Genomic DNA, 20,377 nt, shown 5'->3' with positions numbered 1-20,377 from the left:
TTCTACCTTTTTCACACTACTTTCTTGTATTTATACTTTTTTTTCACTTTTTTGTTTACAGTTTTAATGTACGATAATGTCTAATACCTATTTATTTTTTTTCTTCTCTTGTTTGTCTTTCTTTTTTTCGGTCTCTTTATAAGTTAAACCATAATGAGCAAAAATTTTCTTGGTCGCTGCTTTACCAACAGAAGCTTCTAGCGCTTCTTGTTCAGCCGTTTTTATTTTTTCAACGGAAGCAAATTCCTGTAGTAATTTTTCGGCTGTTTTTTTCCCAATACCTGGGATTTCTGTTAATTGCGTAGAAACATATTTCTTGGAGCGTATCAACCGGTGAAATTCTATAGCAAAGCGATGCGCTTCATTTCGAGCTTGTTGAATAACTTTAAGTGTAGGTGATTTTTTACTCAATAACAAGGGTACGCTGTCCTCTGGAAAATAAATTTCTTCTAACCGTTTGGCAATTCCTATAATTGTAACACGCTTATAAATACTCAACGCCTTCAAACTCTTGACAGCAGCACTCAATTGCCCCTTCCCTCCATCTATAATAATCAATTGGGGCAATGTTTTATTGCTCTCCAAAAGACGCTTGTATCGTCGGTATACAATTTCTTCCATAGAAGCAAAATCATCGGGACCTTCGACTGTCTTAACATGATAATGCCTGTAATCTCGCTTAGAAGGTTTTCCATGTCGAAAACAGACCATAGCCGCAACAGGATTGGTTCCTTGTAGATTCGAATTATCAAAACATTCAATGTGTAATGGAAGGACAGACATTTGAAGGTCTTTTTTCATAATCTCCATCACTTTTTCAGCAGTTGATTGTTTGTTGGCTCTAGAGGCAGCTTGCTTACGCTTTTGCAAAACATAATAAGCTAAGTTTTTCTCCGATAATTCTAGCAGTTTTTTCTTATCTCCTATCTTAGGAATGGTAATCGTTGTTCCCTCCCAAACAGACGGAATGTCAATCGGCACAATCACTTCGGGAGCAATACTCTGATATTTTTCCCTCAACGTCTGTATCGCAAAAACTAATAGATCCTCTTGATCATCATCTAAGTTTTTGTCCAACTCCATGGTAAAGGTATTAATAATAGCTCCATCAACTACTTTTAAATAATTGAAGTAAGCTATTTCATCATCCTGCTCCAAACTAAATACATCAACATCCCTGATACTAGGATTAACAACCGTCGATTTGCCTTGATAATTTTCTAGCGCATCATATTGTACTTTTATCTCTTGAGCACGCTCAAACTGTAATTTTTCAGCATGCTTCTGCATCTCATCTTTTAAATATCGTTTAACTGATGCAAAATGCCCTTTCAGAATATTAGCAACTTGGTCTACTTTTTCGTTGTACTCCTCCTCTGTTTCAAAACCTACACATGGCGCCAAACAATTCTTGATATGGTATTCCAAACAAGGCTTGAACTTTCCTTCTAAGATATTTTTTTCGGACAAATTTAGACTACAAGTACGTAATTGAAACAAATTTTTAATTAACTCTAAAATAGCGTACATTCTACGCTTAGAGACATAAGGACCAAAGTATTTAGAACCATCCTTGTAAACTTGTCGAGTAATAAAGACTCTTGGGAAACGCTCTTTTTTGATGCAAATATAAGGATAAGGCTTTCCAGACTTTAGCATCACGTTAAATCGTGGTTGGTGCTTTTGAATCAATGTAGCCTCCAATAACAAAGCATCTTGTTCTGTATCTACAATTGTATATTCTATTCTAACCGACTTTCGCACCATAATCCGCGTCTTATTACGCATGTCTTTTCGATTCCCAAAATAAGAAGAAACTCTCTTTTTTAGGTGCTTCGCTTTTCCTATATAAAGAATTACATCGTCTTTGTCTATAAAACGATATACTCCTGGTTGAGTAGGAAAATTAGGCGCTATTTTTTTGTAATCGTCTTTTGTCATAATAATTTAGTAGTGTGGCAAAATATACAACTATTTATCAAAATAAAACAGCCAATAATCATTTTTGTTGCTATACAAAACTACAAATGGTTGCAAAAAAAAATGCCAACTCACACACGTTGGCATTTATCACAAAACTAAATTTACACTACACTTTTATATTTTAAGGTGTTCCTCAGGGACTAAGCAAACACCTTTTTTATTCAAAACTCAATACTAATTACTCGTCTATTTTTTGTTTTAAATTAGTAGGAGTAAAACGATTTCAATTGTTATAAAGCAAAGATCTATCTTTTGTCCTTAATAGAATAGAAAATTCTAGCCATCCTATGACTCATTTTTGCCAAATCATATTTTTACTTATCTCTTCGTGGAAAATAAAACTATAAACAACTCAAAATAAACTAATTACAAACAAACCTATTTTACTTATAAAGAAATATTATTTTTCATACTGTTTACTTTTTATATACTTTGCATGAAAAATAATACTTTTAGCACGAGAGCAACAGGCAAAAAATCATGTGATAAGACATTATAAGACAGTCCCTTTCTTCTAGTTCATCATTTTAAGAGGTGGGTTATTTATTGTAATTGTGGGTAAGTTTATTACTTATCAAAAGGAAGCTCCAATTAGGACATAACAATTAGTCTATTAATACGCTTTGTTTAATAGACATCAGGAATTACGTGAGAAAATAGAATTGTTTTTGAGCTCTTACCTATAGTAAATATTCGTATAGATCGAGGAGCGAATAGAATTGTTATTAACAATATATCAGTAGAATAAGATATATTTTCAAGACGAAGAGCTGTATAAAATACAGACATTTAGCTACGTGCTATTATGTTGAGGGTTGCCTATATTTTTTCAAAGGTGATCGTATATATACCCTATATACATCTATTTCGTTAGGGTTGTATTAAGCACAAGAGGACCATTTCCTTTTACAGATTCGCTGCTATAGATATTATGATCATAATTCTGAACCATCTTAACTCCATATTCATTAAAATCTAAGTAAAAAACCCCTCTTTCATCATTGGGGTAACAAACTGCCAAGTGTTTTGCTTGAAACCGACAATCGCAAGTAATACCATTTTCAGAAGTTTCTACAGTCGCCTGAAAACCATCTCTTTTAACTTTACTAATTGTTAGTGCGGTTTTAACTCCTTCTTCGCTAAGTGTGTAGGTTCCTCTATAACGAGGATTCGAGACCTTTCGTACCACACAGCTTTTATTGGCATAACCTTTTGTAAGGTCTAGTTGCACCCAAACAGGATTCACTATATACTGATTACCCACCTTATTTAAGGCCAAGATAAGCAAAGGCTCTGTTGTTTTGTATTCTGAATGACCTTCCACATCAGCAGCTTTGTGCAGCACAATAGAATTTCGCTGAGGGATTTCCTTGATATCGCAGGTAATTCGAAAAGGTTTTTCATTAATTAAACCTTCTAAAATAGCCGTTGGCTTGCTTTGACCATCGATTAGGTCTGTTACGATATGAATGTTACAGAACGTTTTTCTACTAACGATAGCCTCCCAGCGACCTTGCCAATCAAAACTTTGAGCAGAAACAAAAAATGGGGTAATAAAAAAAATAAAAGATAGGGATAGGGTAATTAGGGACTTCATCTTTGTCATTGTGGTGTTGTTATTTAATTTCAAATATAATTCAGGGGGGAATTATATTGTTTATCTAAAGAAATGTTCGTACATAAATAAATGTCCTTTTTAAATACCTTGTTACCTTAATTAGGGCTTTCTTTCTCAATAAATATTTTACATATAATTTTATTTTAGAACTTATTTCCTCTAATAATGTCTCTTGAAATAAAAACTAGTACATTCATCTGCCCAGCTTTAGATTATAAAATGCGGTATCGACCACATCAAACTATTTCCCAACAAAAAAGGCTACTTAGCAATGCTGCCAAATAGCCTTCTAAATATTTTTCATCAAGAATTTCTAGTTACTTTTTCCACCTTCTTTAACCTCTTTGCGCATTTCGGCAACCCGTTCTGTCAAAATTTTAAGTTTTTTCTCCTGAGCATCAATTTCCTCTTGTTTTGCTTTGATTGCAGCATCAAGAGTAGCAATTTCTGCGGTTGACTTTTCTTTAGCAGCAGCTACAGCAGCAGTTGCTTTATCTTGTTCTTCTTTTACTTTAGCTTTACTTTTAGCAATTTCTTCTGCTGCTTTTTCATTTGTTTTAGCAATCTCTGCCGCTGCCTTTTCTTTGGCAGTAGCAATAGCAGTGGCATTTTCTTCTTGTGCTGCTTTTAAGTTAGCATCTAATTTTGCTTTAGCATCCATATTTTCTTTTTGAATGCGCTGAATTTCTGCGGTTGCCTTTGCTTTAGCATCAGCAATTTCAGAAGCTGCTTTTTCTTTGGTTGCAGCAATTTCATTAGCCGCATTTTCTTTCGCCTCAGCCATATCCTTTTGAGCTTTGGCAACTGTCTCATCCAATTCTTTTTTAATGCTAATTTTTTTATCTTCTGCAGCTGCTTTTGCCTCTGCCACTTCCATAGCACCTTTTTCTTTAGTCAACGCAATTTGCTCTGCTACTTCTTCTCTCGTTTTTAACAAACGCAACGTTTCTTCTTTTTCAGCTGCTACTGTATTGGCTCTAATATCCTCAATTGTTGAAGCAGCATCTGATTTTGCCTTAGCAATCTCTCTAGCTGCTTTTTCCCTAGACGCAGCAATTTCATTGACTGCTTTTTGGCGTTCAAGAGCTGCTCTTTCTTTATCAGAAGCAACTCCATTAGCTAAATTTTCTTTTATTTTAGCACGTTCTTCAGCTGCCTCTTGTTGCATTTTAGCAATGGATTCTATAGTTTCCTGCTTCGTATTGGCCTCTTGCTCCTTTAAAGCAGCAATTCTATTCAACGTAGCTTCTTGCGTTGCTAGCATTTCCTCTGCCGCTTTTGCCTTTGCCTCTGCAATATCTTCAATAGTAGCTGTTTTAAGTTTAGCTGCATTTTCTTTGGCTGCCTGAATTTGTCTAGTAGTTTCTTCTTTGATTTCCTGCATGCGTTTAGCAGCTACCTCTTGAGAAGTTTTGACATCCTCTACATACTTAATTTTAGCATCTTTTGCCTCTAAGTTGGCCGATTCAATTCTAGAAATAGCCTCGTCTTGAGCTTTTTGAATTTCAGCAGCAGCCTTAGTTTTTGCTTCTGCAACCTGAAGAGCAGACTCTTCCTTGATTTTTGCTTCATTTTCTTTGGCAGCCTCAATTTTCTTTTTGACTTCCGCTGCAATTTTAGCAATTTCTTCCGCTGCCTTTTCCTTAGCAACAATCACCTCACTAGCAATTTCCTTTTTCTTAGCCTCCGCTTCTTCACGTGACTTAATCACAGCTTCTGAAGTCAGTTCTTTTGTTTTAGCAATTTCAGCAGCTGCTTTTTCTTTAGCAGCAGCAATTTCTTCTGCTGTTTTGGTATTTTCATTAGCAGCATTCTTCTTCGCATCAATAACACTAGCCTTGATTCTAGCAATTTCCTCTGCTGCCAAGCCACGTTCGGTTTCAATCTGTTTGGCAATTTTTTCGCGCTCTTCTGCTGCTTTATCCAACGTTTCGGCAATCGAAGCAGCCGCTTTTTCTTTTATTTTAGCAACCTCCTCTGAAGCTTTTCTTTTTGACTCAGCAAGATCCAATTGCACTTTTTGTTTTTCTTCAGCCGCCTTCTTTTTAGCATCACCAATATCAACCGCCACTTTTTCACGCACGGCTTGAATTTCAGCAGCAGCAGATTGTTTTGCATTAGAAACATCCTTTGCTGTCAAGTTTCTTTCTTCTTCAGCTCGTTTTTTGGCATCAGCAATCTTTTGCGCCACCTCTTGTTGAATTTCCTTTAATTCATCTTCAACCGTTTCTTTAATAGTTTGAATTTCTACCGTATACTGTTCTTTAGCTGTTTTATATTGTTGATTGGCTTCAGCGATTCGTTCCGCAGCAACTTTTCGAGCATCCGCAACTTTGGCAGCTTCTTCAGCCTGTATTTCTTGAATTTTTTGGTTGGATTTTTCTTTGGTTTGTAATGCTTCTAATTGAGCTTTTTCAACAATTGTTTTAGCTGTTTTTTGAGCTTCGGCAATTGCTTCTGCCACTTCTTCTCTTGCCTTCTCAATTTCAATATTTGCCTTTTTTCTTGCATCCAATACTTGCTGCGCAATCTCTGATTGTGTTTTGGCAGCATTTTCTTTTGAAAGTGCGATATCCTTAGCCAAACGAGCTTTGATTTTATCATTTTGAGCCTTAATTTCAGCAATTTCATTTCTCAAAGCATCTTTGCGCAAAGCCAGTTCTCTTTTCAATTCCTTTTCCTCTTCATCTGTCAATTGATCGCATGGAGAGCCAGAAGTTCTAGCAATTGCAGCAGCAGCAGACTTATTCGCAGTCGATTTGTTGCTGTTAGCAAGCTCTCCCATACTTGCAGTCACCTCTTTATCCTTGACCTTAGAAGGATCCAATTCCTTCAAAAAACACATTGCAGCTTGTTGAAGCTGTGCTTGTCGAGCAGCATCCAAAGAATAAGGATACATTTTCATTTCTACCATATTCACCAAGCGTATTTGCGAAATGGTGTTTTCTGCAATCCACTCCAATGCTTTTAAATCCAACTGTAGTGTATTTACATAAGCAGCTCTATTCCTGATAGTTGTTTTTTCACTATCATAAATAAAATTGTAGGGGCGTTTGGCACCCGTAGAAGAAATAAACATGAGTTTATCGTCTTTTTCCAACGGCTTGATTAAAGTTGAATTGTGCCCTGTTGTGGTAATAATAGCCGTAATTCCCTCTTCAGAATTTTCAAACTTTATACTGTAGTCAAAATCTATTCGAGCAACTAAAATTTGGGAATTCGTCATTAAGCTATGCATATTTCCATGCTTAATATTTTTAGAAAATATGTTGCTACATTGCCCCAAAGCAACATTTCCTAAAAGAACGAAAATAAATAGGTTAAAAAATTGTTTCATAATTTGATTTTTTGCGGTAACGAAAATTGACAACTAAAGAAAGAGCATGGTAAAATTATTTTTGAATTCGTAAACTCTTTGTTGCACGAACCCCATTTAGAAACTCTAAATCAAGCTCTTACAACCATAAAAACTCAAAACAATTAACTGGGGGACTCTATGACAAATATTAGTGGCTCATACTAATGACAATAAGTTTATAAAATAGTTGCAAAAAAAACTTAACTATTTATAATTCAATGCATTCTATCAGCTCTAGGTTTTAATCCTTTGACCAAATCGGCTTCAAACTCCAAACAAGCTTTCCAACGTTCTTGTGTCAGTTCTTTGCCTAAATAATGCTCTGCTAAATCCAAAAACATTCGGTAATGTCCTGCCTCAGATACCATAAATTTATGGTAAAAATTGCGCAAAGCTTCTTCTTTAATATTCAAAGAAAGCAAACGAAAACGTTCACAACTCCGAGCCTCAATCATAGCACAGACCAAAATTCTATCTAAGAACAGCTCATCAGGCGTTACTCCTTTTCGGACAAATTTTAACAGCCCATTGACATACTCATCTTTCCTTTGACGCCCTAGCTTCAACCCTCTCTTCTCTAGCTCTTTGAGCACCAATCTAAAATGACTCCACTCCTCCGACACAACAGGAGTTACTTTTTCAACTAATAATTCTTTGTCTGAATAACGTTGAATCAAACTAATACAACTCGTTGTTGCCTTCTGTTCACAATAAGCATGATCGGTTAAGATATCTTGAAGACTCATTTCTGCCATATCTACCCATCGAGGATCTGTAGGCAATTGAATCCCCAATACACGCTTACCACTGTTTTTATTTTCCATATTTATTTATTCTATATCCTAGTTACTTTGTCAAGTAATAATAGTCTTCTGTTTATTTTCGTTTAAAATAGCTATTGATGCTTATCCAATATTTCCATCAATTGAATCGCTTCCATCGCTGGTTTAACATCATGAACACGCAAAATGCTTGCCCCATTTTGTAACGCAATTACATGTAAAGCTGTTGTTCCATTTAATGCTTTTTCAGGCGTATTGCCCAATACCTTCCATATCATAGATTTGCGTGATATACCTGCAAGAATTGGCATTTGCAATGTTTTGTAGACAGCTAAGTGATTAAGCAATTGATAATTATGAGCAATCGTTTTTCCAAATCCAAATCCTGGGTCAATAATAATATCTTCAATTCCTTTCTTTTTTAACAAAGCTATTTTCTCAATCAAAAAATCCAAGACATCGACTACGACCGATTTATAATGAGGTTTTTGTTGCATCGTTTCAGGTGTTCCTTGCATGTGCATCAACACATAAGGAACTTCATTTTTTGCGACGACATCCAACAACGCATCATCTATACTAGATGCAGAAATATCATTAATAAGATGTATCCCTGACTGAATAGATTCTTTAGCTACCTCTGCCCTATACGTATCAATTGATAGCAATGCTTCTGGATAATGCTTCACTAATAAGTCAATAATTGGAATAACACGATTTAGTTCCTCCTTGACAGGTACAAAATCAGCCCCAGGTCTTGAAGATACACCTCCAATATCTATAATACGAGCTCCTTCTTCTAGCATTTGTTCAACTTGTCCCCGAACTTCGTGCTCTGTTTTCATTCGGCTTCCCTCAAAAAACGAATCAGGCGTTATATTCAATATCCCCATTACAATTGGAGTGGACAAATCTAATAGTGTTCCTCGACAGTTTATAGTCATATATTTGATACTAATATTCCACTAAGCATTGCATTAGTAATTAGCTGTGCTGCTACTTTGCAGTCGTTGATTGGCTATGCTGCTACTGCGTGGCATTGATTTCATGAACTTCTTTTCATGAGGATTTACCAACGATGCTACGACAGGGTTTCAACGAATATTTTACTTGGCTTCCCTATATAATACCCCATTTTGCACACCAATTTATAAGTATACTAAGCCTATTTAGGGGCAGGCTTTATTCATTTTTAATTAGGTACCCTTGCGAGTATACAAACAATTCATACTTATTGTTTGCGGTTGCCAAGTACTGATAGAATACTTAGAAAGTGAAAGTGTTACAATTTTCTTAAAACAGATTACAAATATAAAATTTCTTATCCAAATTTGTGCATCTATTTTATGCTTTTGAGACGATATTTTCAAGAAAAAAATACTTCTGAAACGGTCTCTAAAAATACTTTCATACAGAGACGGTATAGCTTTTGTATAAAACCACTCAAAAGGTTGAATTTGAGAATTGGACATTAAAAATTATTCTATTCAATATTTCAACATTATCTTTACTCTTATTTTAGCATCAAAACTTATACAGTATGAGACCATTAAAGTCAATAGGACTTTTCTTATTACTAATTGGTAATAGTATTTTGTTTGCCCAAGACAGCACCTCTACATCTACGATAGATAGTAGTGCCAATCAGGGTAATAATGCGAAATACTTTGCACAGCTTCCTCCCCCAGAACCAGAGGAAAATGCCGAAACGCTTATGAAAGAAGCAATCGTCCATTTTGACGGAGGGCGTTACCAAAAAAGTATTGAGATATTGGACGAAGCACTTAAAATTAATGAGTTTCCTCAATTAGCTCCTATTTTACACTTTTATAGGGCTGTTTCAAAGGTAAAAGTCAAACAATACGAATCCGCTATTCCTGATTACACCAAAGCAATTCAGCTAAACCCACAAAAGTCAAAATATATTTATCACCGTGGTTTAGCCTACTTTCAACTTGGTCAATACGAAGAAGCCAAAAAAGATTTTCAATCTACATTGGTTATGGATGGTGGGAATGCAGATATTTATGTCAAATTAGCTTTTCTAAAACAGCAAGAAAATGATTTAAAAGGTGCTATTGAAGATTATACCAAAGCCATAGAGTTTAATCCTAAATTTGCCACTCCATATTACTATCGAGGACTAATCTACCTTCAAGTCTTGCTGCACGATAAAGCTTGTGCGGATATAAAAAAAGCAGCCAACTTAGGACATCCCTTAGCACTCAGACAATACGATAAATATTGTGAAGGGCAGTAAAATAATTCCTCTACTGAGGTAATATAAATTTGATTAATTGACAAGGAATCAATTTGGCAGGATTATTAGGGTCTTTAACGTTTGCCGCTGTTATGCTAAATACAGAAGACTCTAATTGTTCTATCCTTGTTCTGCTTTCCTTTTCAAACGATTGATATTTTTCTAAAGGAACAATTGCAACCAACTCAAAAGCTGCTGTTGTTTTTTGATGTAGATAATGGTACACTTTTCGAGGGTTCTCTATTTGCCACATCCCTCTAATTCTCAAATTTGTAATTCCAAGAGGATCCACACGGTTAACCCTTCCCAACTCTTTGGTTTCAGAAAACTCTACGTTGGGAATTGTTTTAATACCAGTTGATATGGTTTCTTTTATCCTTTGATAAGTAGCATGTTGTGCAGCATACAAATGCCCATATACCATCCAAATAGATTGCAAACGCTCCTTAGTAACATGACCAATACAATAAATAAGATCTTTTTCTGTCCACACTTCGCAATTTCTACAATCATTGGTAATCATAGGACTAGAAGCATGGATATTCGCTTTGGGATAGGAGCTATTTAATGCCAAAGAGCTATTGGCACTCTGTATTTTTTTCACCTCAATAGCATCTCCACCTTTTATCATAATATCTGGTGGATGATTTTGATTGCCCAGCCAAGAAAATTTCTGGTTAAAAACTTCCATTTTCTTTAGTTCAGATGCTTCGCTCAAAGTATTGGCAAAAGCATCTTTAATATATTGTTCTAAAGCCTCCCCTATATTATTCATCCTATTTTTGCCACCGTATGTAGTTTTAAGTTCAAATTTTTGGTATGCGACTATATTACTAATTGCCTCTAGGATATTGGTCATATTTGGTTGTAATTAAGAAATTGCTGGACTACAAATCGTACTCTAAGGAACAATTTGTTACTGACTTAATGAAATTTTGTGAAGGGCATTTTCTTCTAATTGCTGCTTGATACTTTGTGCTAAGAACTTAGCTAAATTAACAGGCACTGCATTTCCTATCATTTTATAACCTGCTGCTACTTTGGTATAATGAAAAATAAAATCATCTGGAAATGTTTGAATTCTTGCACATTCTCGAATACTCAATCGTCTATACAGCTCTTCTTTTCCAGGAACAAAGATGCGCTTGTTTTGTTCTACCAATTGCATTTTAGGTGCTTGCGGATGAATTGGGGCATGCCGTCCCCCTGCTTGAATGGTAAAAGACTGTTCTTCCCACGTTCTAACCCGATTTCTAGACATAAACATGGATGAAAAGCCACCTATCATATACTCGTGGTTAGGGACTTTGCAACGTTCTCCATTGGTTTTATTTCCTTCTAAAGCAGGCATAACAGTATGTTGTAAGTCACCAATTGCCTCTCTAAGATTGATTTTTGGGAAAGTGATTTCAGGAAACTTAAATTCAAACTTCAAATCGTTTCTTATTCCGATAAAAAAAACTCGTTTTCTATCTTGTGGAACATTGTAATTGGAGGCATTTAGCAATTTAAAAGACAATTCATAACCAGCTCCTTTAAACATCTTTTTTATATTCTCCAAAGCTTGACTATGTCTAGGCAATAACATACCACTTACATTTTCAGCCAAAAAGAACTTAGGTTGCTTTGCTTCTAAGATTCTAATAAAATCAAAAAACAACTGTCCTCTTTTGTCATCAATACCTCTCAAAGCCCCTGCCTCGCTCCAACTTTGGCAAGGAGGTCCCCCAATAATACCATCACAGTCGGGCACTTCATTAGCTTCTACTTTTGTAATACTTCTTCGATCTAAGGTGGTGTTTAGATGATTTTTCTCATAAGTTTCCCAAATATCTTTATCGTATTCATTTGCCCAAACAACCTCAAATCCAGCTTTTTCAAATCCTAAATCTAAGCCTCCTGCACCTGCAAAAAACGAAGCTATTTTCATCATATTATTTATTTTTCTCAGAGTAGCCTACTTTAAACCAATCATGTCCCTTTTGCTTGGGGTATTTTTTGCCCATAGGCACCTACAAAGGTATTAGTTTATCCCTAAAAAATCAAACAATTTGTTTTTTATTATCTTATAATTGCTTGCCCTTTTAGATAAAAAATCACGTCTTACACCATTGGCAGTAAAACGTGATTTTCAAAAAATTGTTCTTATGATTTTCTCTATCCACAAAATTTACTTCAAAAGAAAACGCCTACTCAACGAATCATTACTCCGTTGAAACCATGCAGTAGCAGCGCAGCTAACTACGTCGTATTGCATGAGTGCTTAAAATTCATTTATTATGATAATCCTGAGATTTTACCATTATTATCAATCGTCATTCCTTCCGAAGATGGCACCGCAGGCAAACCAGGCATCCGCATCATTTTTCCTAAAATAGGAATAATAAATCCTGCTCCTACGGCATATTCAAACTCTCGAACCTCTACTGTAAAATTAGTTGGACGTCCCAGTAATTTATCGTTATCAGAAAAAGACTTCTGCGTTTTTGCCATACACACAGGCAACTGCTCTAAACCAAGCCGAGCAATTCTTCTCAAATCCAATTCTGCTTTCTTAGAATAAGTAACACCATCTGCCCCATAAATTTCCTTAGCAATGGTCTCAATTTTTTCTTTAACAGGCAAATTCCAATCATACAAAGCACTAAAGTTATTGCGATTTGATTCTACCTCATCTACAACTGCTTGAGCCAAATTAGTCATTCCATCACCACCATCAGCCCAACCGTTCGCAACAATCGCTTGCACGCCTAATTTTTTACATTCAGCTTGAATTAATTCTATTTCAGCATCGGTATCACTAGGAAATGCATTAATAGCAACGACAGGATTCAATCCAAATTTTTGACAATTTTCAATATGTTTCTCAAGGTTTTCAAATCCTTTTCCTACCCGTTCTACACTTGCCGTATTGTACTCCTCTTTTGATGCCCCCCCGTGGTGTCTCAACGCACGAATTGTTGCTACCAAAACAACTGCCTTCGGTTTTAATCCACCCGCAACGCACTTGATATTTAAGAATTTTTCAGCTCCTAAATCTGCTCCAAATCCTGCCTCTGTTACTACATAATCCGATAAAGATAGTCCCATTTTTGTGGCAATAATAGTATTGGTTCCTTGTGCAATGTTGGCAAATGGTCCTCCGTGAATAATGGCGGGATTTTCCTCTAGTGTTTGCACCAAATTTGGTTTGATAGCATCTTTTAACAAAATAGCCATAGCATCTTGTGCTTTCAAATCTCTAGCATAAACAGGTTTTTTATCAAAAGTAAAACCTATAAAAATATTGCCTAGTTTTTCTTTCAAATCTTCCATATCTCTTGCCATACAAAGAATGGCCATGACCTCTGAAGCAGGAGTTATATTAAAACCATCTTCTCTAGGGATACCATTTCCAGTGCCTCCTAGCCCTATTGTAATTTGGCGCAAAGCTCGATCATTCATATCCATGACTCGTTTCCAAACGATTGTTCTAGGATCAATGCCCAAATTTCTAGTCTTGCTCTGAATATTATTATCAATCAATGCAGACAACAAATTATTTGCTTTTTCTACAGCAGCAAAGTCACCTGTAAAATGTAGGTTAATATCTTCCATGGGCACCACCTGTGCATAACCACCACCAGCAGCACCACCTTTAATTCCAAAAACAGGTCCTAAAGAAGGTTCTCTCAAAACAACTGTCGTCGTCTTCCCTATCTTATTTAGCCCCTCTGTCAAACCAATGGATGTCGTGGTTTTTCCTTCTCCCGCAGGAGTTGGCGTCATAGCTGTTACCAAAATTAAATTGCCATTGGCAACTTTAGCATCATCAATTAGAGACAAAGGAAGCTTTGCCTTATATTTTCCATAATATTCTAAATCATCCTCTTGAATGTTCAATTTCTCTGCCACCTGTTTGATGTGACTCATTTCGTTGTTCTGTGCAATTTCAATATCCGTAAGGAATTTTGTTTCTTCCATTTTGAGTAGTTTTTTGGAGAATTGACCAATAAAATCACATTCTATTAATAATCAAATTAATACAACTCCCCCGCAAAGTAAAGTAGATAAGTTTTATACAATATAAACTTGTTTTACTACAATTTAAAGACTAAGTGGTTTTTTGTTAATTCTAGTAGAATTTAGTACCTTGAATGAGATTATCAACTAACATCGAATAAAAATCTTTGGAAAGGCTTGTATCCAATTATAACTGTTTCGTTTAAGCCAAAATGACTGCTAAAACAGCCACCCAATATTTTTTTCATGTACAATAAGTTTAGTAGTTAGTTCGTAGATTAGCTTCGCTGCTACTGCGTGGTACTTCGTGGGCGCTGCGCTTTTAGTTAGCTTTGTTACTCCCTTCGGTCGTGAGCTCGGTTCGCTGCTACTGCGTGAGATCGCTATCGCTTAGTTGTTTACTTTTTAAAGTAAAAAAGCAAAGACTATGATCCTACTAACATACTCTACGAAACAATAGTTATTGAGACGCCAAATTATTACTTAGATATACCTCCACTATGAAAAGAAATGTTCAAATCGTGCCCCCCGAAAATTTTGAAAATTTAAAACTCACTGAACGCAAGCGAAAAGCAGCAGGAATTCCTGCCTTGGTGGCTTCTTTACAACACCTAAACAAAGAAATGGGTGTTTGGGAAGGGATCAAACGCTTGAACAAAATGAATCAAAAAGGAGGCTTTGATTGCCCTGGATGCGCATGGCCTGACCCTGATGGCAAACGTTCTTCATTGGGCGAATACTGCGAAAATGGTGTCAAAGCATTAGCAGAAGAGTCTACGACTCGAAAAGTTACGCCTGATTTCTTTGCTCAATATAGCGTTGAAACAATGAGCCAATGGTCTGATTACAAAATTGGCAAATCGGGACGAATTACAGAACCTATGTATTTGCCTGCCAATAGTTCTAACTACCAACCTATTTCTTGGGAAGATGCATTCAAGTTAATTGCCAAACATTTAACACAACTTAATGATCCCAATGAAGCTGTTTTTTATACTTCGGGGCGCACCAGCAATGAAGCTGCCTTTATGTATCAACTATTGGCTCGCCAGTTAGGCACTAATAATCTTCCTGATTGTTCTAATATGTGTCATGAATCGAGTGGCAAAGGGCTTGGCGAAACTCTGGGAATTGGCAAGGGGTCGGTAACACTTGAAGATTTGCACCAAGCGGAGGTAATTGTCGTCATGGGACAAAATCCAGGAACCAATCATCCTCGTATGTTAACAGCACTAAGCCATTGCAAAAAAAATGGTGGCAAAGTAGTTAGTATCAATCCGATTCCTGAAGCAGGTTTAGAACGCTTTGTTAATCCTCAAAGCCCTGTAGAAGTTGTCAAAGGAGGAACCAAAATTACAGATCAATACCTCCAAGTTCGCATCAATGGAGATGTAGCTCTACTCAAAGCAGCTATGATACTCATGCTTGAAGCAGAAAAAAAGCAACCTGGTACTGTCTTTGACCTTCCTTTTATTCAAGAACATTGTGAAGGTTATGAGGCTTTAATTGCCGATTTAGAGCAAAGTGATTTTCAAGAAGCAGTGGAAGAAAGTGGTGTATCAGAAGCAGAAATTCGTGCTTTTGCACAATTGCTCATCGACAATAAAAAAATCATTATCTGTTGGGCAATGGGCATTACGCAACATGAAAATGGCGTGCAAAACATTCGTGAAATCGTCAATATTTTACTACTTAAAGGCGCTATTGGCAAAGAAGGGGCTGGCACTTGCCCCGTTCGTGGTCATAGCAATGTACAGGGCGATCGAACTGTTGGTATATGGGAGGCTCCACCCGAAACTTTTTTGGCAAATCTAGACCAAGAATTTAACATCAGAGCCCCTCGTCCGCACGGTTATGATGTTGTTCATAGTATCCATGCGATGAAAAAAGGGTTGGTTAAAGTTTTTGTAGCTATGGGAGGCAACTTTATTTCTGCGACGCCTGACAGTCAACTAACAGGAGAAGCGGTTCAAAACTGTGCTCTAACCGTTCAAATATCAACTAAACTCAATCGTTCGCACTTAGTGACAGGAAAAGAAGCACTTATATTGCCTTGCCTTTCTAGAGCTGAAAAAGACTTCCAATCTTCTGGTCGACAATTTGTTACGGTCGAAAATTCTATGGGAGTAGTACATCTTAGTGAAGGTAATTTTGAGCCCGCTTCTAAGCATTTAAAAAGTGAGCCTGCTATCGTCCAAGGAATCGCTGAAGCAACTTTTGGAAAAGACACCTCTATCAATTGGACTGCCATGGTTGATAATTATGATGTTATTCGAAACCATATAGAGGCTGTTGTCGCTGGTTTTGATAATTATAACGAACGAGTTCGAAAACCTGCTGGTTTTTACCTTCCGAATTGTGCTCGCAACCGTACCTTTAACACTACTTCTCAAAAAGCACAATTAACCATCAATCCTATCCCCAAACGAAAAGTATCCGAAGGGCGTTTTATTATGATGACAATTCGCACACACGATCAATACAATACCACTATTTATGGTTTAGATGATCGTTATCGTGGTATTCTCAATGAACGTCGCATTGCATTGATGAACAAAAAAGATATGCAAAATCTTGGTTTAAAAGACAAAGACATTATTCACTTTAGAAGCTATTTTAAAGGAGAACAAAGGGCTGCCAATAACTTTAAAGTGGTAGGATATGATATTGCACAAGGATGCATTGGCACGTATTTTCCAGAAACTAATGCCTTGGTACATATTGATAATGTTGCAAAAAAAAGCAACACTCCTGCCTCTAAATTTATAGAAGTAGAAATTATCAAAGCAGATGTTTAAAGACTATTGTGACGCCACATCCTTTTAAAGGTTTCTATTACCGTTGAAGTACATTTTTTCAAAACGTAAGCCGTATATCTTCTATTATGATATACGGCTTATTCTTTACCTCTTCAATAACTTATATTTTTTACACGTTTTGTTACTATTACTTACCTTTCTACAAAGCAACCAATCTACTTGATAATCTGCTCATTAAGCAACAATTACGTCATCAAAAGGTAACTTTACAGACAATTTGTATATAAATACACTTCCATGCAAAATAAAATACCTCATTAATTTGTTTTAATAAAATATCCTTTTAAATTTATGACACTTATTTAAAATTTTATATCACAAAACAAAATAACCTTTTTAATTAATATCCCTTGTATCCTCTATTGTAATAATACATTGATGTAGTAATTGCTTTGAAATCCCCTATCCCCCCCTTTCTGAGCAATTGATAGTTTTTCCATGACTTAATACCCCATATTAATTCATTGTAGTAAACTGCCCTAAATTTTAAACTTACATCGGTAAGGATAGGAGTACTTAATTAAAAAATTGAGTTGCCAATTAATTTACACACACATAATAATTGCAATCATTTTTTTCAATTAAACTTCTTTTAAATGAACCAATTTTACACCAGCAACCTATTAAGGATTGCTTTTGTCCTGCTTTGCTATTCCCTAGCATCACCTAGTTATGCCTCTCATAATATGGGAGCCGATTTGTCCTATGTCTGCACAGGGGGCAATAACTATACTTTCACATTAGCATTTTATCGAGACTGTGCTGGAATTGCCGCTCCAACTACAGTAACGCTCAATTTAAATTCTGCCTCTGGTTGTGGCACTAGCCAATCTGTCTCAATGACTCAACAATCCGTTGCAGAAGCTTCTCCTCTTTGTCCTGCACAACTTCCTAATAGTACTTGTAATGGCGGAACTTTACAAGGAGTTGAAGTCTATACCTATACTGCTTCTGTCACTTTATCAGGACCTTGTACCGATTGGATTGCGTCTTTCTCCGATTGTTGTCGTAATAGTGCTATTACCAACTCTAGTACAGGTTCTATTTATGTCGAAACGTTAATTAATAATGTAGCAGCACCTTGCAACAATTCTCCAACTTTCTCAACGCCCCCTATCCCCTATATTTGTGCCAATCAACCTTTTGGCTACAATCACGGTACGATAGACCCCGATGGCGACTCATTGGTATTTTCATTAATTAATCCTAAAGAAAGTGCCACTTTAGACATCACCCACAATGCTGGATTTAGTGCAACTCAACCACTTTCTACCACAGGAACGTATGGTTTCGATCCCGCAACAGGGCAAATGAATTTTACGCCCGACGCAACACAAATTGGCGTTGTTGCTATTTTGGTTGAAGAATATAGAAATGGTGTTTTAATTGGTACAACTATGAGAGATATGGAAATTGTGGTTATTTCTTGTACCAACAATACCCCTGTTCCTGATCCTGTTAGTAATATTAGTGGAGGTGCTCTTAACAATAGCGCTTTTGAAACTTGTGTCGGCAACACACTATCATTTGATATTAGTTGCCCAGACCCTGACGCAACAGATGTTGTTACAATTGCCAATAACATCGCTGCTAATCTAACAGGAGCCATTGTTACTGTTGTTAATGGCAACCCTGCTACAATCAATGTTAGTTGGTTTGTTAATACTATTGCCAACCAAACCTTTACGATTAATTTTAATGATGGAGCTTGTCCTGTAGCTGGTCAACAAACCTTGGGCTTTATTATTAAGCCTGTAGGAGTTAGTTTTCCTGCTCAAGACACTGTTAAATGCCCAAATGAAACAACCAAACAATTACAAGCCTTAGCTGGCAGTGGCACTTATTCTTGGAGTCCCGCAGCAAACCTATCCGATCCGAATATAGCTAATCCTATCGCAACCATACCAACAACTCCTGCTACTTTTTCAGTTACTTACACAGATCCCTTAGGATGTACAGCCACCAATTCTCTAACGGTAACCGACCATGCTATGAATTTGGCTTTTACGCCAGATACCAGCCAATTACAATATTGTGCAGGAGATGCCCCTGTTAACTTAGTTGCTGCTTTAAATGGCGATGTTCCTATTCCCGTTGCAGCAGGGTACAATACAGGTACGACAGCTTTTGCTCCCATTGCTATCCCAGGCGGCACAACAGTATCTCTAGGCGATGATGCGCTAAGTGGTGCTTTGCCAATTGGTTTTCCTTTTAATTTTTGGGGTATCAACTATACCGACTTTTATATTAGCTCCAATGGCTTCATGACGTTTACGGCAGGCTCTCCCAATGGATGTTGTGCTGGTCAAACTCTCCCTTCTACCACTACTCCAAACAATTTAATTGCCTTTTCTTGGGATGATTTAGATCCAGGTAATGGCGGACAACCAACAGCCAATGTTATTCGTTATCAGACAGTAGGGGTTGCTCCAAATCGCACCTTAGTGATGGAGTTTTTTAATGTAGATCATTATCCTTCTGGTAATAATATCACTACTCAAGTGCACTTAATAGAAGCAACAGGTTGTATTGAAATCCACACAACAACACAACCAGATGGTTCTGGAGGACATACCATGGGTATAGAAGATGCAGGTGGTAATAATGCCGTTACGGTAGCGGGAAGAAATTCATCAGCTTGGACGGCAACAAATGAAGGAATTACTTTTTGTCCTATACCAGGTAGTTTTGTTTCTAACTATACCTATGCTTGGTCTCCTAGCTCTGGGCTTAGTTCGACCAACTCTGCCAATACTTCGGCGTCTCCACTTTTAACAACGACTTATACCTGTACTGCTGATGATGGTATTTGTGCCACACAACGCAACATTCGAATTGGTTGTATTCTACTGCCTGTTAAATGTGAAAATTTCACAGCCATGCAGCAGGAAAATGCCATCCAACTACAATGGACTACTTTAGGAGAAGAGGACAACCTTGGTTTCTCTATTGAACGAAGTACTGATGGGATCTTGTTTGAAGAAATTGCTTGGGTCGATGGTGCTGGTACGACAAATGTTTCTCAACATTATTCCTACAAAGATGTTCATGTCGCCAATGGGCTTGATTATTATTATAGGCTGAAACAGGTAGATATTTCTTATAGCCCTGAATTTATTTGTGATATCAGCCATGTGCAAATGAGTGGAAAATTTGTCAATGACATCCATCTACAACCCAATCCAACAAAAGGAAATACCTTACTTCGTTTCCACGCACAACAGCCTAACAATGTTGAGTTAAAAATTACAGATGTGCTGGGACGTACGTTAATCAACATGGGTACTCATCAGGTTTTGCAAGGTCATAATACCATTGAAATTCCTTTGAATGAGTTTGCTTCAGGTATTTATTACATTGAACTGAAAAATGAAAAAGAAGGTTTTAGAACGTTAAAAAAAGCGATAAAACAATAAAACCACTTCATAAGTAATCGTTCAGAAAAAATTCTATAAACCACGAAGTAGCAGCGCAGCTAAACAACCTTATTTTTTACCTATAATTTTTTATGCCCACTTACTTAGTTTTTTTAAGCCAATTTGAAAATAGGATTAT

At 36.6% G+C, this 20,377-nt stretch carries 11 protein-coding genes; 3 read left to right on the top strand and 8 right to left on the bottom strand.

Going from position 1 to position 20,377, the window contains the following annotated elements; genetic code table 11:
• Positions 1–87: 87 nt before the first annotated feature.
• The 5 genes from uvrC to folP all read right to left on the bottom strand — a co-directional run bounded on the left by uvrC (position 88) and on the right by folP (position 8,685).
• Positions 88–1,941, bottom strand: coding sequence for an excinuclease ABC subunit UvrC (gene uvrC / locus CG11_RS19165; protein ID WP_052598452.1), 1,854 nt, complete (start codon positions 1,939–1,941; stop codon positions 88–90).
• Between the two features lie 904 nt (positions 1,942–2,845).
• Positions 2,846–3,589, bottom strand: a complete 744-nt coding sequence (locus CG11_RS19160; protein WP_052598451.1) for a hypothetical protein — start codon at positions 3,587–3,589, stop codon at positions 2,846–2,848.
• Between the two features lie 325 nt (positions 3,590–3,914).
• Entirely contained in the window at positions 3,915–6,938 is a 3,024-nt protein-coding gene (locus tag CG11_RS19155; RefSeq protein WP_052598450.1) for a hypothetical protein, read from the bottom strand.
• Between the two features lie 236 nt (positions 6,939–7,174).
• Complete coding sequence (locus tag CG11_RS19150; protein WP_052598449.1) at positions 7,175–7,783, bottom strand: tRNA-(ms[2]io[6]A)-hydroxylase; 609 nt, start codon at positions 7,781–7,783, stop codon at positions 7,175–7,177.
• 71 nt (positions 7,784–7,854) lie between these two features.
• Entirely contained in the window at positions 7,855–8,685 is an 831-nt protein-coding gene (gene folP, locus CG11_RS19145; protein ID WP_052598448.1) for a dihydropteroate synthase, read from the bottom strand.
• 596 nt (positions 8,686–9,281) lie between these two features.
• Between folP and CG11_RS19140 the strand changes: the two genes are divergently transcribed.
• Positions 9,282–10,001 carry a tetratricopeptide repeat protein gene (locus CG11_RS19140; RefSeq protein ID WP_052598447.1) on the top strand — a complete coding sequence of 240 codons (720 nt, stop codon included), beginning with the start codon at positions 9,282–9,284 and terminating at the stop codon, positions 9,999–10,001.
• A gap of 10 nt (positions 10,002–10,011) precedes the next feature.
• Here the strand turns inward: CG11_RS19140 and CG11_RS19135 are convergent, their stop codons facing one another.
• The 3 genes from CG11_RS19135 to CG11_RS19125 all read right to left on the bottom strand — a co-directional run bounded on the left by CG11_RS19135 (position 10,012) and on the right by CG11_RS19125 (position 13,964).
• Positions 10,012–10,860 (bottom strand): NgoPII family restriction endonuclease, encoded by an 849-nt coding sequence (locus CG11_RS19135; protein ID WP_072011007.1) that lies wholly within the window; start codon positions 10,858–10,860, stop codon positions 10,012–10,014.
• A gap of 57 nt (positions 10,861–10,917) precedes the next feature.
• Positions 10,918–11,931, bottom strand: coding sequence for a DNA cytosine methyltransferase (locus CG11_RS19130; RefSeq protein ID WP_052598446.1), 1,014 nt, complete (start codon positions 11,929–11,931; stop codon positions 10,918–10,920).
• Between the two features lie 347 nt (positions 11,932–12,278).
• Entirely contained in the window at positions 12,279–13,964 is a 1,686-nt protein-coding gene (locus CG11_RS19125; protein ID WP_052598445.1) for a formate--tetrahydrofolate ligase, read from the bottom strand.
• A 539-nt stretch (positions 13,965–14,503) separates the two neighbouring features.
• On the opposite strand from CG11_RS19125, the gene CG11_RS19120 reads away from it, so the two are divergent.
• Together CG11_RS19120 and CG11_RS19115 are read left to right on the top strand one after the other, a co-directional pair.
• On the top strand, positions 14,504–16,801 hold the full coding sequence (locus CG11_RS19120; protein ID WP_052598444.1) for an FdhF/YdeP family oxidoreductase: 2,298 nt from the start codon (positions 14,504–14,506) through the stop codon (positions 16,799–16,801).
• Between the two features lie 617 nt (positions 16,802–17,418).
• Positions 17,419–20,238, top strand: a complete 2,820-nt coding sequence (locus tag CG11_RS19115) for a T9SS type A sorting domain-containing protein (RefSeq protein WP_052598443.1) — start codon at positions 17,419–17,421, stop codon at positions 20,236–20,238.
• Positions 20,239–20,377 lie beyond the last annotated feature (139 nt).

The sequence above is a fragment of the Aureispira sp. CCB-QB1 genome, assembly GCF_000724545.1.
Classification (GTDB): domain Bacteria; phylum Bacteroidota; class Bacteroidia; order Chitinophagales; family Saprospiraceae; genus Aureispira.
The sequence above is the reverse complement of the archived record's forward strand: the minus strand, read 5'-3'. Positions and strand labels throughout refer to the sequence as shown.